Origin of the sequence: Pseudomonas sp. xss_2 (assembly GCF_043104195.1) — a bacterium.
Classification (GTDB): Bacteria; Pseudomonadota; Gammaproteobacteria; order Pseudomonadales; family Pseudomonadaceae; genus Aquipseudomonas; species Aquipseudomonas urmiensis.
The window spans coordinates 298,592-322,304 of record NZ_JBICKL010000077.1; the positions used below are offsets into that span (position 1 = coordinate 298,592).

Consider the following 23,713-nt stretch of genomic DNA (forward strand, 5'->3'; position numbering starts at 1 on the left):
TCAGCCCTGCGCCGTCGCCCAGTCGACCCAGCCGAACTGCCAGGTCGCCAGGATGATCAGGCCAAAGACGATGCGGTACCAGGCGAAGGCCGCATAGCTGTGGTTGGCGATGAACTTGAGCAGCGCCCGCACGGCGATCATGGCGAAGATGAACGACACCACGAAACCGATGGCGAATACCGGCAGATCGGCCGGCTGGAACAGCTCCCGGTATTTGTAGCCCGAGTACACCGCAGCGCCAACCATGGTTGGCATGGCCAGGAAGAACGAGAACTCGGTCGCGGCCTTGCGCGACAAGCCAAACAGCAAACCGCCGATGATGGTCGAGCCGGAACGCGAAGTCCCTGGGATCATCGCCACACACTGCACCAGGCCGATCTTCAGCGCATGGCTCCAGTGCATGTCATCGACATGGTCGACCTCGATACGATGCTCACGCCGCTCGGCCCAGAGCATGATCACCCCGCCCACGACCAAGGCGGCCGCCACGGTGATCGGGTTGAACAGGTACTCGTGGATGTAGTCGGCGAACAGCACGCCCAGCACCACTGCCGGCATGAACGCCACCAGCAGGTTGGCCGTGAAGCGACGCGCCGGCGCTTGGCTGGACAGCCCCAGCACCACATCGAAGATCTTGCGGCGGAACTCCCACACCACCGCCAGGATCGCGCCCAGCTGGATGATGATGTTGAACGCCATGGCCCGCTCGCCACCAAAACCGATCAGGTCAGCGACGATGATCTGGTGCCCGGTACTGGAGATCGGCAGAAACTCTGTCAGTCCTTCGACGACGCCTAAGATGATTGCCTGAAAGGCACTCCAAAAATCCATCATTCCCCCGATGGGACGCAGCTCGTGGCACGCCCCTTGTTCTTGATTTGCTGGTGATTGCCGCACGCGGCCCGGCAGTTTTACAGCGACTGTCAGGCGCAATGCCAGTTGAATTGTTCCGGATGCCTAAAGGTTTCATCCAAAGCGGCCGAGATGCTATCAGAGCAGCCCGCCGAAGGCTCGCGCGCAAACATCATGGATTGTCCTGCCGGACACCTAGCCATTGGTCGACTGGGGGAGCAACGGCAAAGCATGCTTGGATGCATCTCAATAACAAGAACAACGCGGGAGTAGCTTATAAATGAAGACCTTGAGGTCGATGTCGATCAGCCGCCGCTTGTGGCTGATCCTGCTAGTGGCAGTGGCGATGTTGCTGGTACTGGGGTTGCTGATGCTGCGCCAGATCCATGCTGACCTGTACCGAGCCAAGGCCGAGAAGACCCACCATGTGGTCGAAACCGCAGCGGGGGTGCTGGCCTACTACCAAGGCCTGGAAGCCAACGGTACGCTCACCCGCGACGCCGCCCAGCAGCAAGCCCTGCAAGTGGTGCGCGGCCTGCGCTACGACCAGAACGACTACTTCTGGATCAACGACCTGGCGCCGAAGATGATCATGCACCCGGCCAACCCCAAGCTCGATGGCCAGGACCTGGCGGCCATCCGTGACCCGGATGGTTTTGCCGTGTTCAACGAAATGGTCGCCCTGGCCCGCAGCCAGGGCGCCGGGCCCGTCGACTACCGCTGGCCTAAGCCGGGTGCCAGCGAGCCGGTGGCCAAGACCTCATACATCCAGCTGTTCAAGCCTTGGGGGTGGATCATCGGTTCGGGGGTGTACGTCGATGACGTGCAGGCCGAGTTCGCCCGCCAGGTTCGCGATGCCTGCCTGTTGGGCCTGGGTATCGCCCTGTTGATGGGGCTGCTGGTGATGCTGATCGCCCGTAGCATTGCCCGCCCGTTGCAGGAAGCGGTACAGGCCATGAGCATTATCGCCAGTGGCGAAAGCGACCTGAGCCAGCGCCTGGACACCCATGGTCGCGACGAGATCACCCACCTTGGCGAGCACTTCAACCGCTTCAACGGCAAGCTGCAGGGGGTGGTTGGTCAATTGCAGGGCACCGCCCATGCCTTGGCCCAATCTGCCGGCCATGTCGGCGACAACGCCGGCCAAGCTCAAGAGCGCAGCGCCCAGCAGTCGTTGCAGATGGATCAGGTGGCGACAGCAGTCAATGAGGTCACCTATGCCGTCCAGGACGTAGCCAAGAACGCCGAACAGGCAGCCAGCGAGATGCGCGCCGCGCAGGAGCAGGTCAGCCATGGCCAACAGGCGATTCACGGCAGCTTGGAGCAGATCGACCGGTTGTCTGCCACCATCGATCAAGCGGTCCAGGTCATTCGTGAACTGGCGGGGCACAGCAACAAGATCGGCGGCGTGCTAGAGGTGATTCGCTCGATTGCCGAGCAGACCAACCTGCTGGCCTTGAACGCCGCCATTGAAGCCGCTCGGGCCGGCGAGCAAGGCCGCGGCTTCGCGGTGGTGGCCGATGAAGTGCGCCTGCTGGCCCAGCGCAGCGCGCAATCGACCGCCGAAATCCAGACCATGATTGAGCACCTGCAAGGCCAGTCGGAAGCGGCGGTGCGAGCCATCGACACCAGCAGCGAGGCGTCACGCCAGACCGTCGAGCAAGCCCGTGAAGCAGGCACCAGCCTGGATGCCATCAGCCAGGTACTGCACAACCTCACGGCACTGAACGCGTCTATCGCCAGCGCTACCTTGCAGCAGTCGCATGTGGTCGAGGAGATCAACCGCAATGTCACCGAGACGGCCGGACTGTCGCTGCAAACGGCCGAAGCGGCGCGGCAATCGACGGATTCGGGAATGGCGCTGGCACGCCTAAGCGAGGAACTGGAGCAGTTGTTGAAGCAGTTCAGGGTATAACAGCGTCGGCAGAGGCCGCCGCTGCCGGCCTCTTCGCAGGCAGGCCCGCGCCTACAGGGTTGGTGTCGTTCGCAGCAATTGCGCGCGACACACCCTGTAGGTTTACCCGCGTCGTGGCCTGCACTGAGCGCTACTCCTGTCCGCCCCCACAGGCTACAATCGCGCCCTTTCCCTGCCGCCAAGGATCGCCGATGTCCGGCCTTGAACTGATCGCCGCCGTGCTCGGCGTCATTGCCGTGTGGCTCACCGTCAAGCAAAACCCTTGGTGCTGGCCAATCGGCCTGGTGATGGTGACCCTCTATGGCTGGTTCTTCTACGAGGTGAAGCTGTACTCGGGGATGCTCCTGCAGGCCACCTACGCCCTGCTGCAGCTCTATGGCTGGTGGCAATGGACGCGCCCCGAGCGGGTCGAGGATGCCCGCCAGGTATCGCGCCTGGCGCGCCCACAGATAATCGCCGGGCTGGCCGTGGGCCTGCTGTTGAGTATGGCGCTAGGCGCTGCCATGGCGCATTGGACCGATGCCGCCCTGCCCTGGCTGGACGCTACCCTGACCGGTTTCAGCCTGGTCGCACAGGTGTGGATGGCACAAAAGCGCGTGCAATGCTGGCCGCTGTGGCTGGTGGTCGACGTGGTCTATGTCGGCCAATACCTGCACCAGCAGCTGTACTTCACCGCCGGACTGTTCGTCGTGCTAACCGTGATCGCGGTGCGTGGTTGGCTGGAGTGGCGCCGTGACCCGGCGCTGGGCAACGCATGAAGGTCCTGGTGCTGTGCGGTCCGGAGTCCAGCGGCAAGAGCTGGCTCAGCAGTGAGATCCAGGCGCACTTTGGTGGTGAACTGGTCGGCGAATACGTGCGTCATTTTATCGAAGAGCAAGGGCGCGATACCTGCTACGCCGATATTCCGGCGATTGCTCGCGGTCAACTGGCCTGGGAAGACGCCGCGCGCGCCCATCAGCCTGAGTTGTTGATCCTCGACACCCACCTGTTGAGCAACCTGCTGTGGAGCCGGGCACTGTTCAACGATTGTCCGGCATGGATCGAGCAAGCACTGCTTGAACGCCATTACGATCTGCACCTGCTGCTCGACCCGCAGGGCGTCAGTTGGGTCGGTGATGGTCAGCGCTGTCAGCCCGATTTGCGCGAACGCCAGGCGTTCTTCAGCGACAGCCATGCCTGGCTGCAGCGCCATCAGCAGCCGGTGCAGGTAATTGGCGGTGATTGGCCGCAGCGCAGCGCTGCCGTGCTCGCTGCGGTGCAGCGTTTACTGAACGGCAAAGCCGCAGCGTGCCCCACCGAGTGTTAAGCCGCTGATACATCTCACTGGGCCATAGTCCCCGCAGTTGGGCCTCCCTCGCCAGTTATGGGGCTAGTGTTAAGCCGGTAATACACCCCCGGCAAAGCCCGCTCAGGCACCGCCCGTGCTGGGCTGCGCGGGTATTTCAGGAAAAATTGTCTCAGCGCTGATACAGCAAAATCCCGGCGCTCCCCATTCCACCGCACAAGCTGTTGATTGCACTGCAATAAGCAAAACCGGCACAGCTTCTGCTCTATTCCTCGCAACGCTGACTAGGACCAGCGCTCTGAAGAAGGAATTGCCATCGTGGGGAAATTCGATAAAGGCATCTATCGCCTGCTGCTACTCAGTTGTGCCCTGGCGCCCAGTCTCAGTCTGCCAGTCCAAGCCGAAAACGGGGTTATCGTGATCACCCGCGATGTGCAGCCTCGCAACGCCATGCGCCCACCGCTGATCCCCGATCCAAGCCCCGTCACCGTCAATACCAATCCCTCCGCTCACATTCTCAAGCAAACCAATGAGCTCAGCGATGGCGACTTTGCCGGTATCAGCAGCGGTTCTGGCATCAGCACCATGATCACCCAACAGACCAACAACCTGGGCGGGCAGATCAACAACCAGAACCAGTTGCCTAACCTGGCCGGTGGACGCGCTTCAGGCTCGGGCAATGGCATCTCCAACATGGTCAACTCGAACGTCCAGCGTGGCATGGGCGCACTGAAGATCCTCGGCGGAGGCCAATGAGATGAAGCACACGCTGCTGATTCTGGCCAGCCTTTGCAGTGCATCGGCCTTTGCCCAAGGCCCCATCATCGACACCGCCACCATTGACCGTTCCGGTGCGCAGTACCAGGGCAATCTTAGCGTCAACCAGGCGGCCGGCGACCTTCAGCAACAAGCCAACGCCCGAGCCTTCGCCATTGGCCATAACGCCAGCGCTACCACGCAAATTCGCCAACGCCTGCGCAGCGAGGTCGACCCTTCGCGCGATGCCAAGTCGAGCATCCAGGGCGATGCCTTCAGCAACGGCACTGGCGCGTTGGGCGTCAACCAGAGCGCGGGGGCCAGCAACCAGCAAGCCAACGCATTGCGCATCAGCATTAGTGCGCAACCGCAAACCATTGATGACAGCGTCCTGCTGCAACAAAACGTGGCGCTGATCAATAACTCCGATGCAACTGCCTCTGCACCCGGCTATCGCCAGATCACCACGAGTGACCAGGCCTTCACCGGTAGTCGTGGGGTGATCCAGTTGAATCAGAGCGCCGGGGTGGGAAACCGAACGGCTAACACCCTGAGCGTCCGGGTCGCGGACTGACCCACAGGTAATAACAACACTTAACCTAAAATAAAGTACGGAGAATCACCATGAAACCCTCGATGGCAATCAAGCCTCTGGTTTTCGCAATTGCTGCGATCATGGCTGTAGCTGTACAAGCTGACGATAGGCGTGGCAACGGCCACAACAATGGCCATAACAACGGCCACAACAACGGCAACAACAACCCTCGTCCGATCATCATCCCAATCAGCGCCACTGCCGAAGCTACCGATCGTCAAAGCAGTACCGGCAACCGCATCTGGAACGAAGGGACTGTCAACGAAGCTGAAATGAGCAGCTCCGCTGAAGGCGCCGCAGGCAACGTCGGGGTCAACGTGGCAGCCGGTAACGGCAACCAACAAGACAACGCCGCCGCCATCGCCAACGCGGCCTCCGACTCAAGCCTGGATAACAGCTTCGTGTTTGGCACCGCCACTGCCACTGCCGACGTCCGCCAGGTCAGCAACAACAACCGGGTCACCAACTGGTCCACCCAAAGCTCTGCGGTCATGAGCGGATCAGCCAGCGGCGCCAACGGCAACGTTGGTGTCAACATCGCCAGTGGCGACCTCAACCAACAGAAAAACACCATGGCCATTGCTAACACCAATGCGCCCATTGGCAACGCCGTGGCCACCGCTTCTGCCAATCAAAGTGGCCCTGGTCTGACCGTCAACAACTATGCCGATCGTGAAACCCGGCTGGATACGCTGACCCTGACCAAGACTTCGAGCGGCTCGTTCTCGCGCGAAGGCACCTTCGAGTCCAGCGACAATCGCAGCTCGTCTTCGAGCGGCAGTGTCAGCGGCTCGAAAAACTCGGCGTCCAGTGGCTCCAACAGCTGGAGTGCCAGCGGATCCAACAGCATGACTGCCAGCGGCTCCAACAGCATGACCGCCAGTGGGTCCAACAGCTCCAGCGCCAGCGGTTCGGGCAGCGCCAACTCCAGTGGTTCCAACAGCGCCAGTGCCAACGGTTCGGCTAGCGGCAGCGCCAGCTCGAGCTCTAGCGCTTCGCTGGACGCTACCCTGACGGCAGCCGCCGAGGCTACCCGGTCGACCACCGTCAACAACGGCTTTGGCGATCGCACTCGCAGCCAGAGTGCCAGCGGTTCGCTTGACGCTTCGTTGAATGCGTCGATCGATACGTCGCATGAAAGCGCCTACGACGCTTCGTTCGAGAAGTCGTTCGACTCCTCGTTCGACAGGTCTCGTGACTACTCCTACGACAGGGCGCGTGATTCTTCGTACGACAAATCGCGTGACTCGTCGTACAACAAGGCACGTGACTCTTCGTACGATAAGTCTCGTGAGTCCTCGTACGACAAGACCGCCTCCAGCTCGTTCGAGAAGTCCTACGAGAAGGCCAACGAGTCTTCGAAAGACATTTCGAAGAGCTACAGCGAAGCCAACTCGTATGAGCTGAGCAACACCATCTCGTACCAAGTGTTGACTCCAATCGGCTGGGCTAACCCTGTGACCAACACTGCAACCCTGAGCGGTTCGGTGAATGGCGGCAGCGGCAACCTGGGCGTCAACGTGGCCTCGGGTGTCGGCAACCAGCAAAGCAACTCGCTGGCCATCTCCAACACCTCGTTCTAAGTACTGTGGCCTGAGGCCCCCTTCGGGGGGCCTTTTTCAGCATCCGCAGGGGGACGTCGAACATGCGTATTATCGCCTTGGCGCTGTTGCTTTGCCTGGCAAGCCAAGCAGAAGCCGCGCAAATGCCACTTTCCGTTTTGCCGGGTGGCGCGGTGATATTCAAACCCATCCAGAGTGTGCGCGAACGCAAGTTCGCCGATCTGGTGCAACAGAAAACCGACTTCAGTTGTGGCGCCGCCGCGCTGGCGACCATCTTGCGCCAAGCCTATTGGCTGGACGTCGATGAACAGCAGATCATCGAAGGCATGCTGGCTAACGCCGATCAGGATCTGGTCCGCGTGCAGGGATTTTCCATGCTCGACATGAAACGCTACGTGGAAACCCTCGGCATGCGCGCCCGCGGCTACCGGGTAGCCGTCGACACCTTGCACAGTATCCGCATTCCCGTCGTGGTCCTGATGGACATCCGCGGCTACAAGCATTTTGTGGTCATGCAAAAAGTCGACAACGGCTGGGTGTATATCGGTGATCCGGTACTGGGTCACAAGCGCTTCAAAGTCGAAGATTTCATCAAAGGCTGGAACGGCATCATCTTTGCCATCATCGGCCAGGGGTACGACAAGAGCAATGCCTTGCTCGACCCGCCCATTCCGCTGACCGTCAAAGGTCGCATCAACAACTTCACCCCGGTGCAAGACGCAGAGTTGATGGATTTCGGATTCATCCAAAGCGACTTCTTCTAATAATGACAAGGGAGCACCACGCTCCGGGAGCATCCAATGAAGACTTCAACCTGGCTAGCCGTGGTGTGCCTGGCCGCCAGCCTGCCGCTCCAGGCGGAGACGTTCAAACCCATTGAGCTGAAGGATCAGGAGCTGGCCAACTTGCGCGGGCGCTATGTCATGCCAGGGCGGATCATCAGTTTCGGGGTTGTCATGACCAGCACCTGGCAAAATGCCAACGGCGAAGTGATTGGCGCCACCTCGTCGATGCAAATCCAGCAATCGACCATCAAGCCGCAGTTCTACGTGTCGATGATCAACCAAAAAGGCAGCGGCACACCGCGTGGCCAAGGCCCCGGCACGGGCAGCGTAACCGGCGGCAAGGGGCTCAATAGCACCGAGGGCGTGACCCAGATCGTGCGGGCTGCCGGCGACCATAACCTGGCCTACAACGGCGTTGATATCAATGTCAGCAAAGGCAACAAAGCGCCCACTACGCAGCCCCAGGGCGAGGCCTTGGCCGCTGGCAGCAAAGTACTCGGGGCCAATGCTGCAGGCGCGCTGAGCGTGTCTTCGAGCGGCACCGGCGTGCAACTGAACATCAATGCCAACAATAACCAGGGCAGCACCTTCCAACGCCTGGGCCAGGGTGGGCTGATGCAGAACACCACGTTGCTCGGCGCCGGCAATCAGGTCAGAAACCTCACTTCGCTCAATGTCGTGCTGCGTGACAACGTCTCGGCAGCCGGGTCGGTGAGCGGCAACCTAGACCAGCTCAAAGGCCTTCGTACTCTCGGATTCTGATCTACGCTCTGTCTCATCAAATGTAGTCAGAAGGGACGGCTAACCCATGCACCGATCGTTAACCTTCAGAGCTATCGTCTGTTTGGGTAGCCTGACTCCAGCCGCATTGCTCTATGCAGCACCCGACCCTCAAGTCGAAGCCCTAAAACAAGAACTGATGGAGTTGAAACAACGTTACGAAGCCCAGCAACACGCGCTGATGGTGCTTGAACAGCGCGTTCGCCAGGTTGAGGAAGCACCCGCACCCCCTGCACCCAAGCGCCTGACCAAATCCCCTGCCGAAACCGTACGGGGCGGCCAGAGCGTTGCCGCAGGCGCGCCAGGCACTAGCGGCAGCTCATACGGCCAATCGCTCAAGGAAGATTCCGAACCTGCGCAAAGCGTATCGAACCTGTATGACGAGGCCAGTGGCTTCTTCGGCGGCGGCAAGTTCAGCGTCGAAACCGGCCTGACCTACACCCACTACGATACCCGAGCCCTGGTGCTCAATGGTTTCCTGGCGCTGGACTCGATATTCCTGGGCAATATCAACCTTGACCGGATCAAGGCCGATAACTGGACCTTGGACCTGACGGCCCGCTACAACCTCGATCAGCGCTGGCAATTCGACGTCAACGTACCGGTGGTCTACCGCGAATCCACCTACTCATCTGGCGGCGCCGGTGGTGCAGGCCCAGTTACCTCCGATGCCACCGTCACCCGCGACCCGACCATTGGCGATGTCAACTTCGGGGTCGCCTATAAATTCCTCGATGAGTCGGAAAACTGGCCCGATGCGGTGGCCACACTGCGGGTCAAGGCGCCTACCGGCAAAGACCCCTACGGCATCAAGCTGGTCAACGACCCGACCAACGATAACCTGTCGGTGCCTGAAAGCCTGCCGACCGGCAATGGTGTCTGGTCGATCACCCCGGGTATCTCGCTGGTCAAGACCTTCGACCCGGCGGTGCTGTTTGCCAGCTTGTCCTACACCTACAACATGCAGGACTCGTTCAGCGACATCAGCCCGCAGGTCAACAGTAAAGTCGCAGGGGACGTGAAGCTCGGTGACTCTTGGCAGATCGGTGCCGGTATTGCCTTTGCCTTGAACGAAAAAATGAGTATGTCATTCTCGGTGTCCGACCAATTTGCCACCAAGAGCAAGATCAAACCCGATGGCGGCGACTGGCAGGACGTGCCCAACAGCGACTACAACGCGGCAAACTTCAACATCGGCATGACCTTCGCCGCAACCGACAACCTAACCATCGTGCCCAACCTCTCGATTGGCCTGACCGACGACTCGCCAGACTTCTCCTTCAGCCTGAAATTCCCTTATTACTTCTGAGTTTGCCAAGCGTACGGACCTGCTTGGCGGGTCCGTCTTTTGGTAACCAGGCTTGTAGCCAACCGCTTTCCTGACCCTGGCCTGTTATCATCGAGCACGGATGTGTGACGTTTTAATGGCAATAAGGAAAGTTTTCGTGAAAAACCTGTTCGGCCACCCGCGGACCCGGCTTGTCGCCCTGGCGACCCTGGTGCTGGTGCTTCCACTGGGTGCGCGTGCCCTGCTGGGCTGGTCCAACCCGCTCGGCTACTTGTCGGACCTCGCCCTGGGCAGCCTGCTGGTGTTGCTGCTGTTGCGTCGCCCATGGTGGCTGGCCTTGCCGGTGCTGCTGGCATGGGCTGCGCTGTGGGTGGCCTCGGCCGAGCTGGTGAGCGCGGTGGGCCGACTGCCGAACAGTGCCGACCTGGGTTATCTGTTCGACCCGCAGTTCATGGAAAACTCCACCGGCGGCGGCTTGGCCCACCCCTGGCTGCCAGCCGTGCTCGGCGCCGGCCTGCTGGCGTGGCTGATCAGCGCCTGGCGCAGCCGGGCACAGCCGCTAGCCGCGCTACCGCGCGTGGCGCTGGCGGTACCGCTCATGCTGTTCGGCCTGCATTGGGCGAGCCAGCACCTGGCCCCTTCCGACGCCGACCAGTGGCGTCAGTACAACCTCTCGCACCAACTGTTGTCGGCCGGGGTGGGCAACCTGCAGCGCCAGGCTCAGGGCTGGCTGGGCCAGACTCAGGCAGTTACCCCGTTACCCAGTGTTGGCCTGACCCAGTCTGACCTTAGCGGCCAGAAACTGTTGGCCGACCCCGGGCAGGCGCGCAACCTGCTGGTAATTACCCTCGAAGGCATTCCCGGCGCCTATGTGCAAGCCAACCGTGAAGCCCTCGATAGCCGCTTCGACGAAGACTTGATGCCCAAGCTCAGCCGGTGGGCCGAGCGCGGCATGAACACCCCCGACTACGTGCTGCACACCCACCAGACAATCCGCGGCCTGTATGCCATGCTCTGCGGCGACTACGACAAATTGGCCAACGGCACCCCCAAGGGTGTCGAACTGCTCACCCAGAACCAGCGCAACCAGGCCTGCCTGCCCGCGCAGCTACGTCAGGCGGGGTTCACCACCCACTACCTGCAAGGCGCCGGGCTGCGCTTCATGGCCAAGGACCGCATCATGCCGCACATCGGCTTTGACTCGGTGCATGGCCTGGAGTGGTTCAGCAACGCCAACTACCTGGAGTTCCCCTGGGGCAAGGATGACCGCGCCTTCTTCGAAGGTGCACTGGACTACATCGGTCAACTCGGCAAGCAGGATCAACCCTGGATGTTGACCCTGCTGACCGTTGGCACCCACCAGCCCTACTCGGCACCCGAGCAGTACTTGCAACGCTACGACACCCCCAAACAAGCGGCGGTCGCCTATCTGGATGACGCCATTGGTGCGTTCCTCGATAGCCTGGAGCGCCAGGGCGTGCTCAAGGACACCCTGGTGGTGGTCACCTCCGATGAGTCCCACGGCATCGATGGCGTGCGCCTGGCCTCGTCCTGGGGCTTCAACCTCACCCTGGCCCCGGAGCAGGCCGAACTCCCACGAGTCAAACGTGGCACCTATGGCCATATCGACCTGGCCGCCTCCTTGCTCGACTACTTCGCCCTGCCAATCCCCGATGCGCTGGGCGGGCGCTCGCTGTACCGCGACTATGACAGCGGCCGGGAAATGATCGCCTACACCAATGGCATGCTGCGCTACCACAACGGCCAGGGGGTATTTACCGAGTGCGATTTCCAGCAGCGCTGTCGCCGCTACGCCAGCGAGGGCTTCATTGCCGACCAGGCCAAGTACCTCGGCCCTGGGCAAGCTGCCGTCGGCGAGCAGATCAGCGCCCTGGCCGGCGTCCTTGATCAGTCGCTGTTGCGCACACCGCTTAACCTGCGTTACCAGTTCGGCGGGCCCTCGCCGATCCAATTGCAGGCACGCATTCACGATGACTGGGCGGACAACCTGATTGGCGCGCAGTACCTGGAAATGCCTGAAGGCTCGCATACCCGCGTGCGGGTGAAGGTGCGTTCACTTGACCCGCAGCGCACTGCGCACATCCAGCTCAAGGCCAAGGAACTGGAACAGGATGTGCCGCTGGGCTTGCCGGATGAAATCCTGGTCACTGCCGATCAGCCGCTGGACATGGAGTTCAGCTTCGACAACCCCAACATGCGCAAGGCGTTCTCCTTCCATCTGCTGGGCTATGGTGGCGGTGAGGTCGAGGTGAGTGACTTCAGCGTGATTACCGCGTTGCCTGGGGATGAAGAGCCAGCCGAAGAGCGCTCAGATGGGCATATCGCGCAGTCGAGTTGACCGATCAGCTCTGTTGAGTCAGTGCCGGCCAGGCGCCAGGCACTGACATACCTAGCGAATCTGGTGTTTGTGCAGCAGGCGATAGAACGTCGGCCGCGAAACGCCCAACACCTTCGCCGCGATACTCAGGTTATCACTGTGCCGGTTAAGCACATCGCACAGTGCCTGGCGCTCGGCACGGTGCTTGTAATCCTCCAGTGTGCCCAGCGGCTGATCTTCCTGCTCGACCACTTGCAAACCCAGGTCCTGCGCTTCGATCTGCCGCCCCTCTGCCAGGACCAAGCCACGCCGCACCCGATTGGCCAGTTCACGCACATTACCCGGCCAGTCGTGCCGGCCCATGGCGGCCAAGGCATTGTCACTGAAAGTGCGCGGCCTGCGTCCGGTCTCCAGGCTATAGAAGTGCGAGAAATGGTTGGCCAGCATCGACAGGTCACCATGCCGATCACGCAGGGGGGCGGTCACCACCTGCAACACGTTGAGCCGGTAGTACAGGTCTTCGCGAAAACGCCCATGCTCGATGGCCTTTTCCAGGTCCACGTGGGTCGCCGCCAACACCCGTACATCGACCGGAATCGGCTGGCTACCGCCGACCCGTTCAATGTGCTTTTCCTGTAGAAAGCGCAGCAGATTTGCCTGCAACTCCAACGGCAGATCGCCCACCTCGTCAAGGAACAGCGTGCCGTCATGGGCTGCCTCGATCCGGCCTAGCTTGCGCTGGTGAGCGCCGGTAAACGCGCCCTTCTCATGCCCGAACAGTTCGGACTGGATCAGGTGTTCAGGGATGGCCCCGCAGTTGATCGCGATAAACGGCTTTTCGCGCCGATGTGACTGGCGATGCAGCGTACGCGCCACCAGCTCCTTGCCGGTGCCGCTTTCTCCACGAATCAGCACAGGTGATTCGGTGGGCGCCAACTTGCCGAGCAACTTGCGCAGCTCACGAATTGGCCGGCTCTCGCCGAGCAATTCGTGCTCAGGCTCGTCTACCTTGATTGCGCCTTTACCGCGCAGGCGCGCCATGCCGAAAGCACGCCCCAGGGTCACCTGCACCCGGGAGACGTCAAATGGCAGGGTATGGAAGTCAAAAAACCACTCGCAGACGAAGTCGCCCACGTTCTGCATGCGCAGCTCCTCGGCGCTGAGCACTGCGATCCATTCGGTATTACTGCGCTTGATCATGTCCTTGACCGCCTCGGGATGGCGCAGATGCGAGGCCTGCAAGCGCAGCAAACCGACATCACAGGGGTGCTCCAGTGCCGAGCCCAGGGTGCAGCCGTGAACATCCCAGCCGGCGCTACGCAAGCCAGGCAATAGACGGAGGCAGTCGTCGCAAGGGTCGACGATCAACAAGCGGCGTTGCGGTGCGGGTTCGAGCATGACCGTTCCTTGGCGCCAATGATTGGTTTTTTTCGTAGAAACAGTAAGTTGCAGCGCCCGAATTAACAGTAGCAACGAAAGCGTCAGAACCCCCTACCGTTTGTCTGCCAGTTAACGGCATGTTCTAGCCGTACGGGAATTTTATTTAGTTGTCGGCGTCACACGCCGGATAGCCCGCCACTAAAACCAAGCGCGGATAAAAAATTTCAACTGCCATGTGACTTCAACCCGGCCCCGGAGCATCAGTACCAATAACCCCGCGCTGCGTAACTTAACTTTTCAGCCTCGCGGACTTACTTTCGCTGTTTGGGACCAAAGAGAGACCGAACCATGAATGCCCCGCTCCGTGTCAACGAAGCACTGCTGATCGCCGACCACGCCTTCGAACCGTTCCAGTGCGTAGCCTGGGATGCACCTAACGGTACTGGTGAGCTGAGCCTGGCAGTGATCGACCGGACCAGCACGCGTATCGGCGCCAAGCAAGTCTCCTCACGTATTTACTCCGACCCGGCCCAGTGGGCCAGCTTGATCGAAGAAGTACGCGCCGAGCTGTGTGAAAAAGGTTATGACCTGCAACCCTGGTCGATGCCCAAGTAAGCCTTCTTCGCGTGTAAGTGCGTGTTAAACCACGCACTTACAGCAACTTCCATCGACTAACTTCTGCGCGTGCGACATTAGGTCGCACAACAGCGAGTTATATCAATTCAGTCGTTTTAACTGGTCGATATGTTGATAGTCGGCCTGCAGCTGCGTGGCCAACACGTGCGCACGCCCCAGCCGCACTGGCGCCAATTCCATGTCGACCAGGCAGGTCGCACAGGGCATTGGCAGCACTGGCTGCCAGTGCTGCAGACGCCCATCGGTAAACACCAGGCAGCGCTGCAACTCGTGGGGATGGCGTTTACGCCGTAGCTGCAACCAGTCCCGTGCCTGCTCCAGCGCCGTGATCAATGGCGTACCACCCCCGGCGCCCAGTGCGTGTAACCATGACTGCAGCGCCGCCGAGGCCTTCAGGCCATGCCGTTGCCATTGCGGGCCACGGCCACTGGCGGTGAGCAAGGCTAGCCGGGCGCGCTGGCGGTAAGCTTGATCGAACAACTGCGCCAACAACCCCTTAGTCTGAGCCAACGCCTGATGGCGCCGGGTCGAAGCCGACGCATCGACAATCACCAGCCACAGCTCTGGCTGCTGGGCCTGACGCTGCTGCCAGGCCAAGTCCTGACGCAGGCGGGGCTTGCCTTTGAGCAGGGTCGGTAACCAGGCGACCCGCCCAGATGCGGCACTGCGACCCCGTCCACGCGGGGCGCCTGTCAATTTGCCGACGCGGGGTCTGGCATCCGCCGCCGCAGCGTTGGGCTGGCGGATGCTCAGGGCTTTTTTGCCCAGTTCGGCACCTCGCGCCGCGGGCCAGCTGCCACCGGTTGTGGCGGTAGCGCCCCCCAGTCACCCTGCCCGCCCTCAGGCTTGCTATCGGCACCGCCAGCAGCAGGCGCTGCACTCGGCGGATTGGCCGCCGGCGCTTCTCGCCGACGATGGCGCAGGGCGAATTCTGCAACAGCGTCGACATCCTGCTCTTCGATAGCCTCACTGCCGCGCCAGGCAGCATGGGCACGCGCCGCTCGCAACCAGACCAGGTCAGCGCGCAGGCCATCCACTCCCGCAGCAAAACAACGCTCGGTAATCCAGGCCAAGGCTTGGTCGTCCAAGGCAATCTGCTCAAGCCGCTGGCGAGCGTTCTGGCAACGCTCGCGCAGCTGCGCCTGAGCGCTTGCCCACTCGGCGCAGAAGGCCTGCGGATCGCTGTCGAACGCCAGGCGCCGACGAATGATCTGTTGACGCGCCGCAGGCTCGGGCAGGCCATCGAGGGAAACATTCAAGCCGAAGCGGTCGAGCAATTGCGGACGCAGTTCACCCTCCTCCGGGTTCATCGTGCCGATCAGCACGAAACGGGCGTCGTGCCGATGAGAGATGCCGTCGCGCTCGATACGGTTGGTGCCGCTGGCGGCAACATCCAGCAGCAGGTCCACCAGAGGATCAGGCAGCAGATTGACCTCATCGACGTACAACACGCCGCCATTGGCATGGGCCAGCACCCCTGGGGAAAACTGGGCTTTGCCCTGCCCCAGTGCGGCATCCAGATCCAAGGTGCCGACCAGGCGCTCTTCAGTCGCCCCCAGCGGCAAGGTGACGAACGGCGGGCTGTGCTCGGCATTGCCCAGCAAGTCGGCCAGGCCACGGGCCAAGGTACTTTTGGCCATGCCACGCGGGCCTTCGATCAGCACGCCGCCAATCTTGGGGTCGATCGCGGTCAGGCACAGGGCCAGTTTGAGTGGCTCGGCGCCGACTACGGCGGCCAGGGGAAATTGCACGGGTTCAGTCATTTAACGAATCTTCCTCGCCCTCGAGCAGGTGCTCTTCGAGCGCTTCGCGGTACGCGCCCGGCTCTTGCCAGAGGCCCCGTTGCTGGGCTTCAAGCAGGCGCTCGGTGAGGTCGCGCAGGGCTTCTGGGTTGTGCTCACGCATGAAGTCACGGGTCGCTGGATCGAGCACATAGGCCTCGGCCAGCGACTGATAATGATGGTCGTCGATCAGGTGTGTGGTGGCGTCGAAGGCGAACAGGTTGTCCACCGTGGCGGCCAATTCGAAGGCGCCCTTGTAGCCATGGCGCTTGGCGCCGTCGATCCACTTTGGGTTTAGCGCGCGGGCACGGATCACCCGGTTCAGCTCTTCCCTGAGGGTGCGGATGCGCGGCCGATCGACCTGGCTGTGATCGCCGTGATAGCTGGCCACTGTCGAGCCGGCCAAGGTCTCGGCCGCTGCCAGCATGCCGCCCTGGAACTGGTAGTAGTCATTGGAGTCAAGCAGGTCGTGCTCGTGGTTGTCCTGGTTCTGCAACACGGCCTGGACCTGGCCCAGGCGTGTGGCGAACTGGGTGCGGGCTGGGGTGCCCTCGTCAGCGCCACCATAGGCATAGCCACCATGGTTGAGATAAACCTCGGCCAGGTCTTCGCGGCCCTGCCACAAGCGCCCGTCGATGGCATTCTGCACCCCGGCACCATAGGCACCAGGCTTGGCCCCGAACACCCGCCAACCGGCCTGTCGCGCCGCCTGTTCGGCGTCAAGGCCTTGTGTCTGCAAGGCTTCTCGCTCCGCTCGCACGCGCGCCGCCAGGGGGTTGAGGTCGGCGGGCTCATCGAGCGCTGCCACCGCCTGCACCGCAGCATCGAACAGGCGGATCAGGTTGCCGAACGCATCACGGAAGAACCCGGAGACCCGCAAGGTCACGTCCACCCGTGGCCGGTCCAGCACGCTCAAGGGCAGGATTTCGAAATCATCGACCCGCTGACTGCCGGTGGCCCAGACCGGACGCACGCCCATCAAGGCCATGGCCTGGGCAATGTCGTCACCGCCGGTACGCATGGTGGCCGTGCCCCAGACCGACAGCCCCAGCTGGCGCAGGTGGTCGCCGTGCTCCTGCAGGTGCCGCTCCAGAATCAGGTTGGCCGAGGCGAAGCCCAGCCGCCAGGCCGTGGTGGTGGGCAGGTTGCGCACATCCACCGTGTAGAAATTGCGCCCCGTGGGCAATACGTCCAGGCGCCCGCGGCTGGGCGCGCCACTGGGGCCTGCTGGCACGAAGCGGCCTGCAAGCGCCGCGAGCAGGCCGTCAAGCTCCGCCGCGCCACAGGCGTCGAGGTTCGGCGCTACCGAGTCGACCAGCTCGCGCAGTACCTCGTTGACCCCTTGCCATTGCGCATCAGCGTCAAGCGTCAGTTGCCCCGCCAGCGCCTGCTCGATCAGCGCCAGGGCCAGATGTTCGAGCCGCTCACGGGTATCACCCTGGGTACGCCATGGGTTTTCACCGAGCGCCTGCAACAGCGGCGGCCGTGGCCCTTGCCAGGCCAGGCCAAGATCGCAGTCCAGCGGATCGAAGCCCAACGCCAGGGCTTGGGCCAAGGTGCGGATCAGGCTGGCATTGCCGCCCTTGCCATCGCCTCGGGCGACCCGCAGCAACGCCAACAGGGTATCAATGCGCAAACGCCCCTCGGGCGACTGGCCGAACACATGCAGGCCATCGCGAATCTGCGACTCCTTCAAGTCGCACAGGTAGGTGTCAAGGCGTGGCAACCAGACGGCGGCGTCATCCAGCTGGCCTTCTAGCTGCAACTCACGGTCGATGTGGTTGGCTTTGAGCAACTCGAGGATGTCCCGCTGCAGCTCACGCGCCCGGCGTGGGTCGAGCAACTGGGCTTCGTAGTATTCGTCGGCCAATTGCTCCAAATGACGCAACGGCCCGTAGGTTTCCGCGCGGGTCAGCGGCGGCATCAGGTGGTCGATGATCACCGCCTGGGTCCGGCGCTTGGCCTGAGCGCCCTCACCCGGGTCATTGACGATGAACGGATAGATGTTCGGCAACGGCCCCAGCAGCGCATCCGGCCAGCACTGCGCCGACAGGCCGACGCCCTTGCCAGGCAGCCATTCGAGGTTGCCATGCTTGCCGACATGGATCACCGCGTCGGCTGCATAGGCATGGCGCAACCAGAAGTGAAAGGCCAGGTAGCCGTGCGGCGGGACCAGGTCGGGGTCGTGATACACCGCGCTCGGATCGACCTGATAACCCCGCGCAGGCTGGATCCCGACGAAGGTCAGGCCGAAACGCAAACCCGCTACCATCAGCCGTCCGCTGCGGAACATGGGGTCTTGTTCCGGTGGCCCCCAACGTTCGAGCACCGCCTGCTGATTGGCCTCGGGCAAGCGGGCGAACGCCTGCTGGTAATCGGCCAGGCTCAAGCTCTGTGCGCAAGGGCGTTGGTCGAGGTGATCCAGGTCGTTGGTGACACCGCCCAACAGCTGATGAATCAGCGCGGTGCCCGTTTCAGGCAATTCCCCTAGCGGATAGCCCTCGGCCCGCAGCGCCTGCAAGATGTTCAGCGCAGCCCCCGGCGTATCCAGGCCTACGCCATTGCCAATGCGCCCGTCGCGGGTTGGGTAGTTGGCCAGCACCAGGGCGACGCGTTTCTGCCCATTGGGCAAACGCGCCAGTTCAACCCAGCGCCTGGCCAGTTCGGCAACGAAGTCCATCCGCTCCGGGTGGGCGCGGTAGCAGACCACATCCGCTTGGCTGCGCTCGCTGCGCCAGGCCAAGTCCTTGAAGCTGACCGGGCGGGTGATGATCCGCCCATCGAGTTCCGGCAAGGCAATGTGCATGGCCAAATCGCGCGCGCCCAGGCCCTGCTCGCTGGTTTCCCAGCCCTGCTGGTTGTCCTGGGCGCAGATGGCTTGCAACACCGGCACATCCCGGCGTAACGGCCGCAGGTTGGGCTGCTCGGGGCTGGACAAGGCGAAACCGGTGGTATTGATCACCACTTCGGCCTCGACCTCATCCATCCAGGCCTCGACCTGATCGAGGCAGCCGCGCTCTTTCAGGCTGGCGACCGCGATCGGTAGCGGATTCAGGCCCGCGGCCTGCAAGCGCTGGCAAAATACGTCAATGAAGGCGGTATTGGCCGCCTGCAAATGTGAGCGATAAAACAGCAGCGGCGCCACCGGCTGGAGCGGGTCCCAATCGGCGAACCAGTCGCTTGGCTGGGCACTGGCCTCGTGCGGGTGGTAGACCGCGGTGCGCGGCAGCGGCTGCGGCTCGTCCCAGGAGTAATTACGCCCAAGCCACAGGTTGGCCAGGCAATTGAACAGGTTCAGCGCATTGGCCTTACCGCCCTGGCGCAAATAGTGCCAAAGCCGTTCGGCCTGTGCTGCCGGCACTGTGCTCAGGTCGGTCAACTGCGGGTCGGGACGATCATCGCCGGGCACAAGGATCAGTTGCACGCCGCGACTGGCCAGCTCGACCAACTGCTCGACCCCGTAGCGCCAATAACCCACCCCACCGTGCAGCGATAGCAGAATCACCTTGGCGTGGCGCAGCACCTGGTCGACATACAGATCGACCGAGGCATGGTTCTGCACCTGCATAGGGTTGGCCAGGCGCACGCTGGGGTAGTCGCCGGGCAACTGCTCGGCGGTGTCCGCCAGCAGCGCCAGGTGCGAATCACCGCTGCAGAGAATCACCAGCTCGGCCGGGGTCTGGCCGAGGTCGGCGATGCTGTCGTCCGGCACGAAGCCGCCGGGCTGGGTCCGCAGCAAGTGCATGGGTCAGGCGCCCAGGGCCTGGCGCAGGCGCGCTTCGAGCTCAGCGGCGTGCAAATCCTGGCCAATCAGCACCAGGCGGGTGATGCGCGGTTCATCGGCACGCCAGGCGCGGTCGAAGTGTTTGTCGAAACGGGTGCCGACACCTTGGATCAGCAGGCGCATCGGCTTGCCGGGGATCGCCGCGAAGCCCTTGGCGCGCAGGATGCCGAACTCGACCACCAGTTGGGTCAGGGCGTCGAGCAGCAGGCTTTCGTCAGCCTCGGGCAAGTCGATGGAGATGGAATCGAAGGCATCGTGGTCGTGATCGTGATCGTGATCGTCATGATCGCCGTCGTCGTGGTGCGAATCGTGGTGAGTACGACGCCCATCGATGTGCGCTTCAGACTCTGCCCCCACGCCCAACAGCACCTCAAGTGGCAGACGACCACTGCTCGCCTCGATCACTTTGACGGCCGCTGGCAACTCCTCGGCGACCTCGGCGCGAACCTTGGCCAAGCCTTCGGCGTCGATCAGGTCGGCCTTGTTCAGCACTACCAGGTCGGCGCTGGCCAACTGGTCGGCGAACAGTTCATGCAGTGGTGATTCGTGGTCCAGGTTGGGGTCGAGCTTGCGCTGGGCATCCACCTGGTCTGGGTAGGCGGCGAAGGTGCCAGCCGCGACGGCCGGGCTGTCGACCACCGTGATCACCGCGTCGACCGTGCAGGCGTTGCGGATTTCTGGCCACTGGAAGGCTTGCACCAATGGCTTGGGCAGGGCCAGACCGCTGGTTTCGATGAGAATGTGGTCAAGGTCGCCACGGCGCGCCACCAGCTCGCGCATCACCGGGAAGAACTCCTCCTGCACAGTGCAGCACAGGCAGCCGTTGGCCAGCTCGTAGACGCGGCCGCTGGCTTCTTCTTCGGTGCAGCCAATGCTGCATTGCTTGAGAATCTCGCCGTCGATGCCCAGCTCGCCGAATTCGTTGACGATAACGGCAATGCGCCGGCCTTGGGCGTTGTCGAGCATGTGCCGCAGCAAGGTAGTCTTGCCCGAGCCGAGGAAGCCGGTGACGATGGTGACGGGAAGCTTGGCCAGTGTTTTCATGTCTCGATGCCCTTGGCAGGATGGCGCGGGCATGCAGGACGAAAGCCTCAGGCCGATTGGCCAGGCTCGTTCGCCACCGGATCACCCCGCCCGGATTAAAAGTCGAAATCGCTACGAGGCAGGTCTCCTGGCTCGCACCGCTCCGGCGCCAGGCCGGTTGGATGACGCCTTCCCGCGCCGGGGCGCAGTGGCTGTGTCGATCCTGTTCAGTGCTTACAGTTGCGGGGGCAGCCGCGGCTTGTACCGCGTTCCCGTCTTAGCTGCGCCTACAGGCGCAGAACCTCGAAGCGGCAAGGCTACGCATCACGGCTATAAGCTGCAAGTAGATACGCACCTAGATCCCGTGGGAGCGGGCTTGCCCCGCGATGAGGCCAGAACAAACGACATCCAGTCGTCCTTCAATACACAAAAAAACAGCCGACTTTGCCAGCCATCGCATCGCTTACAGCTTGTAGCCTGAAGCTCAGGTGTGGTTTGCTAACGCCTTGCGTTCAGGTGCCCCCACGGGGGTGAAACGGGAAACCGGTGCGTCGTAGGCTCTTCATCCATGCCCACGACAAGGCCGGTGCTGCCCCCGCAACGGTAAGCGAGGAAGCGTCTTGACCACTGTGCCGAGTTGTCTGGCATGGGAAGGTGACGCCTCTGCTGGAGCCCTGCTCCACCTCGCAAGCCCGGAGACCGGCCTGCCTACGTAGCAATGAACACCCCGCGGTGGGCGGGCGCTGTCGCATGTCCCTGGACGAATCACGTCCGGGGCTGCCGCGCTTGCCCGTTGCCTATAACAAGCAGAGGAAAGCGTCATGCCCATCACCAGCGCCAAGCACAGTATCGCCACCCCCATCAGCCTCAGCCAGCGCGTGATCATCGCCGCCGGCGCCAGCCTGCTCGGCCTGTGCCTGATCTACTTTGCCGGTTTCTCGCACATCGAAGCGGTGCACAACGCTGCCCACGACACCCGCCACAGCGCCGCCTTTCCTTGCCACTGAGTAGCCTCGCATGATCAAGCGCATTGCCCGTACCGCCGGCTTCAGCGGCCTGCTTGCAGCCCTGTTGCTGACCCTGCTGCAAAGCGTGTGGGTCAGCCCGCTGATTCTTCAAGCGGAAACCTTCGAAACCGCAGCACCTGCCGAGCAGCATGAGCATGCCGGCGAAGCGCACGCACCTCATGAACATAGTGCCGAAGCCTGGGCGCCTGAGGATGGCTGGCAGCGCGTGCTGTCGACCACGGGCGGCAACCTGGTGGTCGCGGTCGGATTCGCGCTGATTCTGGCCGCGCTGTATAGCCTGCGCGAACCCAATCGGGTGAGCACCGGCGCATTGTGGGGCCTGGCCGGTTTCGCGGTGTTCTGCCTGGCGCCGACCCTGGGCCTGCCACCTGAGTTGCCGGGCACCGCTGCGGCCGATCTTGGCCAGCGCCAGGCCTGGTGGATTGGCACTGCCGCCGCCACTGCCACGGGCCTGGCGCTGATCGTGTTCGCCCAGCACTGGCTGCTCAAACTGGTGGGTGTGCTGCTGTTGGTGGTGCCACACGTGATCGGCGCGCCGCAGCCAGAGGTTCATCAAAGCCTCGCCCCTGAGGCGCTGGAAACCCAGTTCAAGATCGCCTCCTGGCTGACCAACGCAGCGTTCTGGGTGGCCCTGGGCCTGCTCAGCGCCTGGTTGTTCCGCCGCTCCCGCCAGGCCTGATGCCTAGCGCCACTGCCCTGCCGGTGCTGTATGCCGGCTTTGGCTGTCGCAAGGGCTGCTCGCGGCAGAACCTTGAAACCCTGCTGCGCCTAGGCCTGGCACAGCTGCAACTGCCGCTGAGTGCAGTGCAGGGCATCGCCAGCATCGAGCTGAAAGCCGACGAGGCTGGCCTGGCTGACTTGGCCAGGCAACTCGCGCTGCCTTTGCGGGTGTTCACCCCACTGCAACTGCAACGCTTCGAAGCGCAACTGTCCCATCGTTCCGCTGCAGCCTTCACCCACAGCGGCTGCTGGGGCGTTGCCGAAAGTAGCGCCCTGGCCCTGGCTGCCCAGGCCCAGGGCGCTGCGCGACTGGTACTTGCCCGGCAGATTCTCGGCGGCGCTACCCTCGCCTTCGCCAGTGGCCGATAATCGCGCCTATTTCATCTGCAAGGATTTTTCATGACGGTCTACTTCATCGGCGCCGGCCCCGGCGACCCGGAACTGATCACGGTCAAAGGCCAGCGCCTGATCCGCCAGTGCCCGGTGATCATCTACGCCGGCTCCTTGGTACCGGCCGCCGTGCTCGAAGGCCACCGCGCCGAAACACTGATCAACAGCGCCGAGCTGCACTTGGAGCAGATCATCAGCGCCATCCGTACAGCCCATGCCAAAGGCCAGGATGTGGCCCGCGTGCACAGCGGCGATCCAAGTCTGTATGGGGCCATTGGCGAGCAGATCCGCTGCCTGCGCGAGCTGGGCATCGACTACCAGATCATCCCGGGCGTCACCGCCACCGCCGCCAGCGCCGCCCTGCTCGGCTGCGAACTGACCTTGCCCGGGGTCGCCCAGACTGTGATCCTCACCCGCTACGGCGACCGCTCACCGATGCCCGCTGGCGAGCAACTGGCGGACCTGGCCCGCCACGGCAGCACCTTGGCCATCCACCTGGGCGTCAAGCACTTGCCTCGGATCGTCGCCGAGCTGCTACCGCACTATGGCCCCGACTGCCCGATTGCCGTGATTCATCGGGCCTCCTGGCCAGATCAGGACTGGGTTCAGGGCACGTTGCAGGACATCGTCGAACGCGCCTCGGCCAAGGACTTCCGGCGCACCGCGCTGATCCTGGTTGGCCATGTGCTGGGCGATGCCCCCTTCAGCGACTCGGCCCTGTACCGGGCCGGCCATGCCCACCTGTATCGTCCTGGCAACTGAGCGTTGCCAGGCGCGCTGCTGGCGTAGCAGACTGCGGTCTACCTCTCGCCCTC

General features: G+C 62.6%; 21 protein-coding genes, 1 pseudogene and 2 riboswitches. Of the genes and pseudogenes, 16 read left to right on the forward strand and 6 right to left on the reverse strand.

What is annotated here, in order from left to right; translation table 11 throughout:
* The gene (locus ACF8K2_RS20025; protein ID WP_186554337.1) at positions 1-831 is read right to left on the reverse strand and encodes an undecaprenyl-diphosphate phosphatase; all 831 of its coding nucleotides are present in this window, start codon (positions 829-831) and stop codon (positions 1-3) included.
* A 391-nt stretch (positions 832-1,222) separates the two neighbouring features.
* On the opposite strand from ACF8K2_RS20025, the pseudogene ACF8K2_RS20030 reads away from it, so the two are divergent.
* The 11 genes and pseudogenes from ACF8K2_RS20030 to ACF8K2_RS20080 form a co-directional block, all read left to right on the forward strand.
* Positions 1,223-1,894, forward strand: a pseudogene (locus ACF8K2_RS20030) (cache domain-containing protein); the annotation flags it as partial.
* A 138-nt stretch (positions 1,895-2,032) separates the two neighbouring features.
* Positions 2,033-2,767: a methyl-accepting chemotaxis protein gene (locus tag ACF8K2_RS20035; protein ID WP_392467260.1), complete on the forward strand. Its 735-nt coding sequence runs from the start codon at positions 2,033-2,035 to the stop codon at positions 2,765-2,767.
* A gap of 191 nt (positions 2,768-2,958) precedes the next feature.
* Positions 2,959-3,525, forward strand: coding sequence for a nicotinamide riboside transporter PnuC (gene pnuC / locus ACF8K2_RS20040; protein ID WP_392467205.1), 567 nt, complete (start codon positions 2,959-2,961; stop codon positions 3,523-3,525).
* Entirely contained in the window at positions 3,522-4,073 is a 552-nt protein-coding gene (locus ACF8K2_RS20045; protein WP_392467206.1) for an AAA family ATPase, read from the forward strand. Before pnuC ends, ACF8K2_RS20045 begins: the two co-directional genes overlap by 4 nt.
* A 297-nt stretch (positions 4,074-4,370) precedes the next feature.
* Positions 4,371-4,808, forward strand: coding sequence for a hypothetical protein (locus ACF8K2_RS20050; protein WP_264232613.1), 438 nt, complete (start codon positions 4,371-4,373; stop codon positions 4,806-4,808).
* 1 nt (position 4,809) lies between these two features.
* Complete coding sequence (locus tag ACF8K2_RS20055) at positions 4,810-5,382, forward strand: adhesin (protein WP_264232611.1); 573 nt, start codon at positions 4,810-4,812, stop codon at positions 5,380-5,382.
* Between the two features lie 50 nt (positions 5,383-5,432).
* Positions 5,433-6,986: a heme utilization protein gene (locus ACF8K2_RS20060; RefSeq protein WP_392467209.1), complete on the forward strand. Its 1,554-nt coding sequence runs from the start codon at positions 5,433-5,435 to the stop codon at positions 6,984-6,986.
* A 62-nt stretch (positions 6,987-7,048) separates the two neighbouring features.
* The gene (locus tag ACF8K2_RS20065; RefSeq protein WP_186554330.1) at positions 7,049-7,729 is read left to right on the forward strand and encodes a C39 family peptidase; all 681 of its coding nucleotides are present in this window, start codon (positions 7,049-7,051) and stop codon (positions 7,727-7,729) included.
* Between the two features lie 36 nt (positions 7,730-7,765).
* Positions 7,766-8,512, forward strand: a complete 747-nt coding sequence (locus ACF8K2_RS20070; RefSeq protein ID WP_186554329.1) for a hypothetical protein — start codon at positions 7,766-7,768, stop codon at positions 8,510-8,512.
* Between the two features lie 46 nt (positions 8,513-8,558).
* Complete coding sequence (locus tag ACF8K2_RS20075) at positions 8,559-9,839, forward strand: hypothetical protein (protein WP_392467211.1); 1,281 nt, start codon at positions 8,559-8,561, stop codon at positions 9,837-9,839.
* A gap of 136 nt (positions 9,840-9,975) precedes the next feature.
* Positions 9,976-12,177, forward strand: coding sequence for an LTA synthase family protein (locus ACF8K2_RS20080; RefSeq protein WP_392467212.1), 2,202 nt, complete (start codon positions 9,976-9,978; stop codon positions 12,175-12,177).
* A gap of 51 nt (positions 12,178-12,228) precedes the next feature.
* Here the strand turns inward: ACF8K2_RS20080 and ACF8K2_RS20085 are convergent, their stop codons facing one another.
* Positions 12,229-13,554 carry a sigma-54 dependent transcriptional regulator gene (locus ACF8K2_RS20085; protein ID WP_186554326.1) on the reverse strand — a complete coding sequence of 442 codons (1,326 nt, stop codon included), beginning with the start codon at positions 13,552-13,554 and terminating at the stop codon, positions 12,229-12,231.
* Between the two features lie 330 nt (positions 13,555-13,884).
* Between ACF8K2_RS20085 and ACF8K2_RS20090 the strand changes: the two genes are divergently transcribed.
* The gene (locus ACF8K2_RS20090) at positions 13,885-14,151 is read left to right on the forward strand and encodes a hypothetical protein (RefSeq protein ID WP_003247923.1); all 267 of its coding nucleotides are present in this window, start codon (positions 13,885-13,887) and stop codon (positions 14,149-14,151) included.
* 102 nt (positions 14,152-14,253) lie between these two features.
* Here ACF8K2_RS20090 and ACF8K2_RS20095 read toward each other — a convergent pair whose 3' ends face one another.
* Genes ACF8K2_RS20095 through cobW form a run of 4 tightly spaced genes read right to left on the reverse strand, consistent with a single transcriptional unit; the run spans position 14,254 to position 20,781 of the window.
* On the reverse strand, positions 14,254-14,868 hold the full coding sequence (locus ACF8K2_RS20095) for a VWA domain-containing protein (RefSeq protein WP_225915605.1): 615 nt from the start codon (positions 14,866-14,868) through the stop codon (positions 14,254-14,256).
* A gap of 53 nt (positions 14,869-14,921) precedes the next feature.
* On the reverse strand, positions 14,922-15,935 hold the full coding sequence (locus tag ACF8K2_RS20100; RefSeq protein WP_392467214.1) for an ATP-binding protein: 1,014 nt from the start codon (positions 15,933-15,935) through the stop codon (positions 14,922-14,924).
* Positions 15,928-19,698, reverse strand: coding sequence for a cobaltochelatase subunit CobN (gene cobN, locus ACF8K2_RS20105; RefSeq protein ID WP_392467216.1), 3,771 nt, complete (start codon positions 19,696-19,698; stop codon positions 15,928-15,930). The genes ACF8K2_RS20100 and cobN overlap by 8 nt, the downstream gene beginning before the upstream one ends.
* 3 nt (positions 19,699-19,701) lie before the next feature.
* A complete protein-coding gene (gene cobW, locus ACF8K2_RS20110) occupies positions 19,702-20,781 on the reverse strand; it encodes a cobalamin biosynthesis protein CobW (RefSeq protein WP_392467218.1) in 1,080 nt (359 codons plus the stop codon).
* Between the two features lie 99 nt (positions 20,782-20,880).
* Positions 20,881-21,081, reverse strand: a riboswitch (cobalamin riboswitch).
* Positions 21,082-21,257: 176 nt separating this feature from the next.
* A riboswitch (cobalamin riboswitch) is annotated at positions 21,258-21,483 on the forward strand.
* Positions 21,484-21,581: 98 nt separating this feature from the next.
* Here cobW and ACF8K2_RS20115 point away from each other — a divergent pair.
* From ACF8K2_RS20115 to cobM, 4 genes are read left to right on the forward strand one after another with little or no spacing between them, the layout of a single operon-like run.
* Positions 21,582-21,767, forward strand: a complete 186-nt coding sequence (locus tag ACF8K2_RS20115; protein WP_186554322.1) for a CbtB-domain containing protein — start codon at positions 21,582-21,584, stop codon at positions 21,765-21,767.
* A gap of 10 nt (positions 21,768-21,777) precedes the next feature.
* Positions 21,778-22,467, forward strand: a complete 690-nt coding sequence (locus ACF8K2_RS20120) for a CbtA family protein (RefSeq protein ID WP_186554321.1) — start codon at positions 21,778-21,780, stop codon at positions 22,465-22,467.
* A gap of 17 nt (positions 22,468-22,484) precedes the next feature.
* The gene (locus tag ACF8K2_RS20125; RefSeq protein ID WP_392467262.1) at positions 22,485-22,877 is read left to right on the forward strand and encodes a cobalamin biosynthesis protein; all 393 of its coding nucleotides are present in this window, start codon (positions 22,485-22,487) and stop codon (positions 22,875-22,877) included.
* Positions 22,878-22,907: 30 nt separating this feature from the next.
* The gene (gene cobM / locus ACF8K2_RS20130; RefSeq protein WP_312153719.1) at positions 22,908-23,660 is read left to right on the forward strand and encodes a precorrin-4 C(11)-methyltransferase; all 753 of its coding nucleotides are present in this window, start codon (positions 22,908-22,910) and stop codon (positions 23,658-23,660) included.
* The last annotated feature ends 53 nt before the right edge of the window (positions 23,661-23,713 follow it).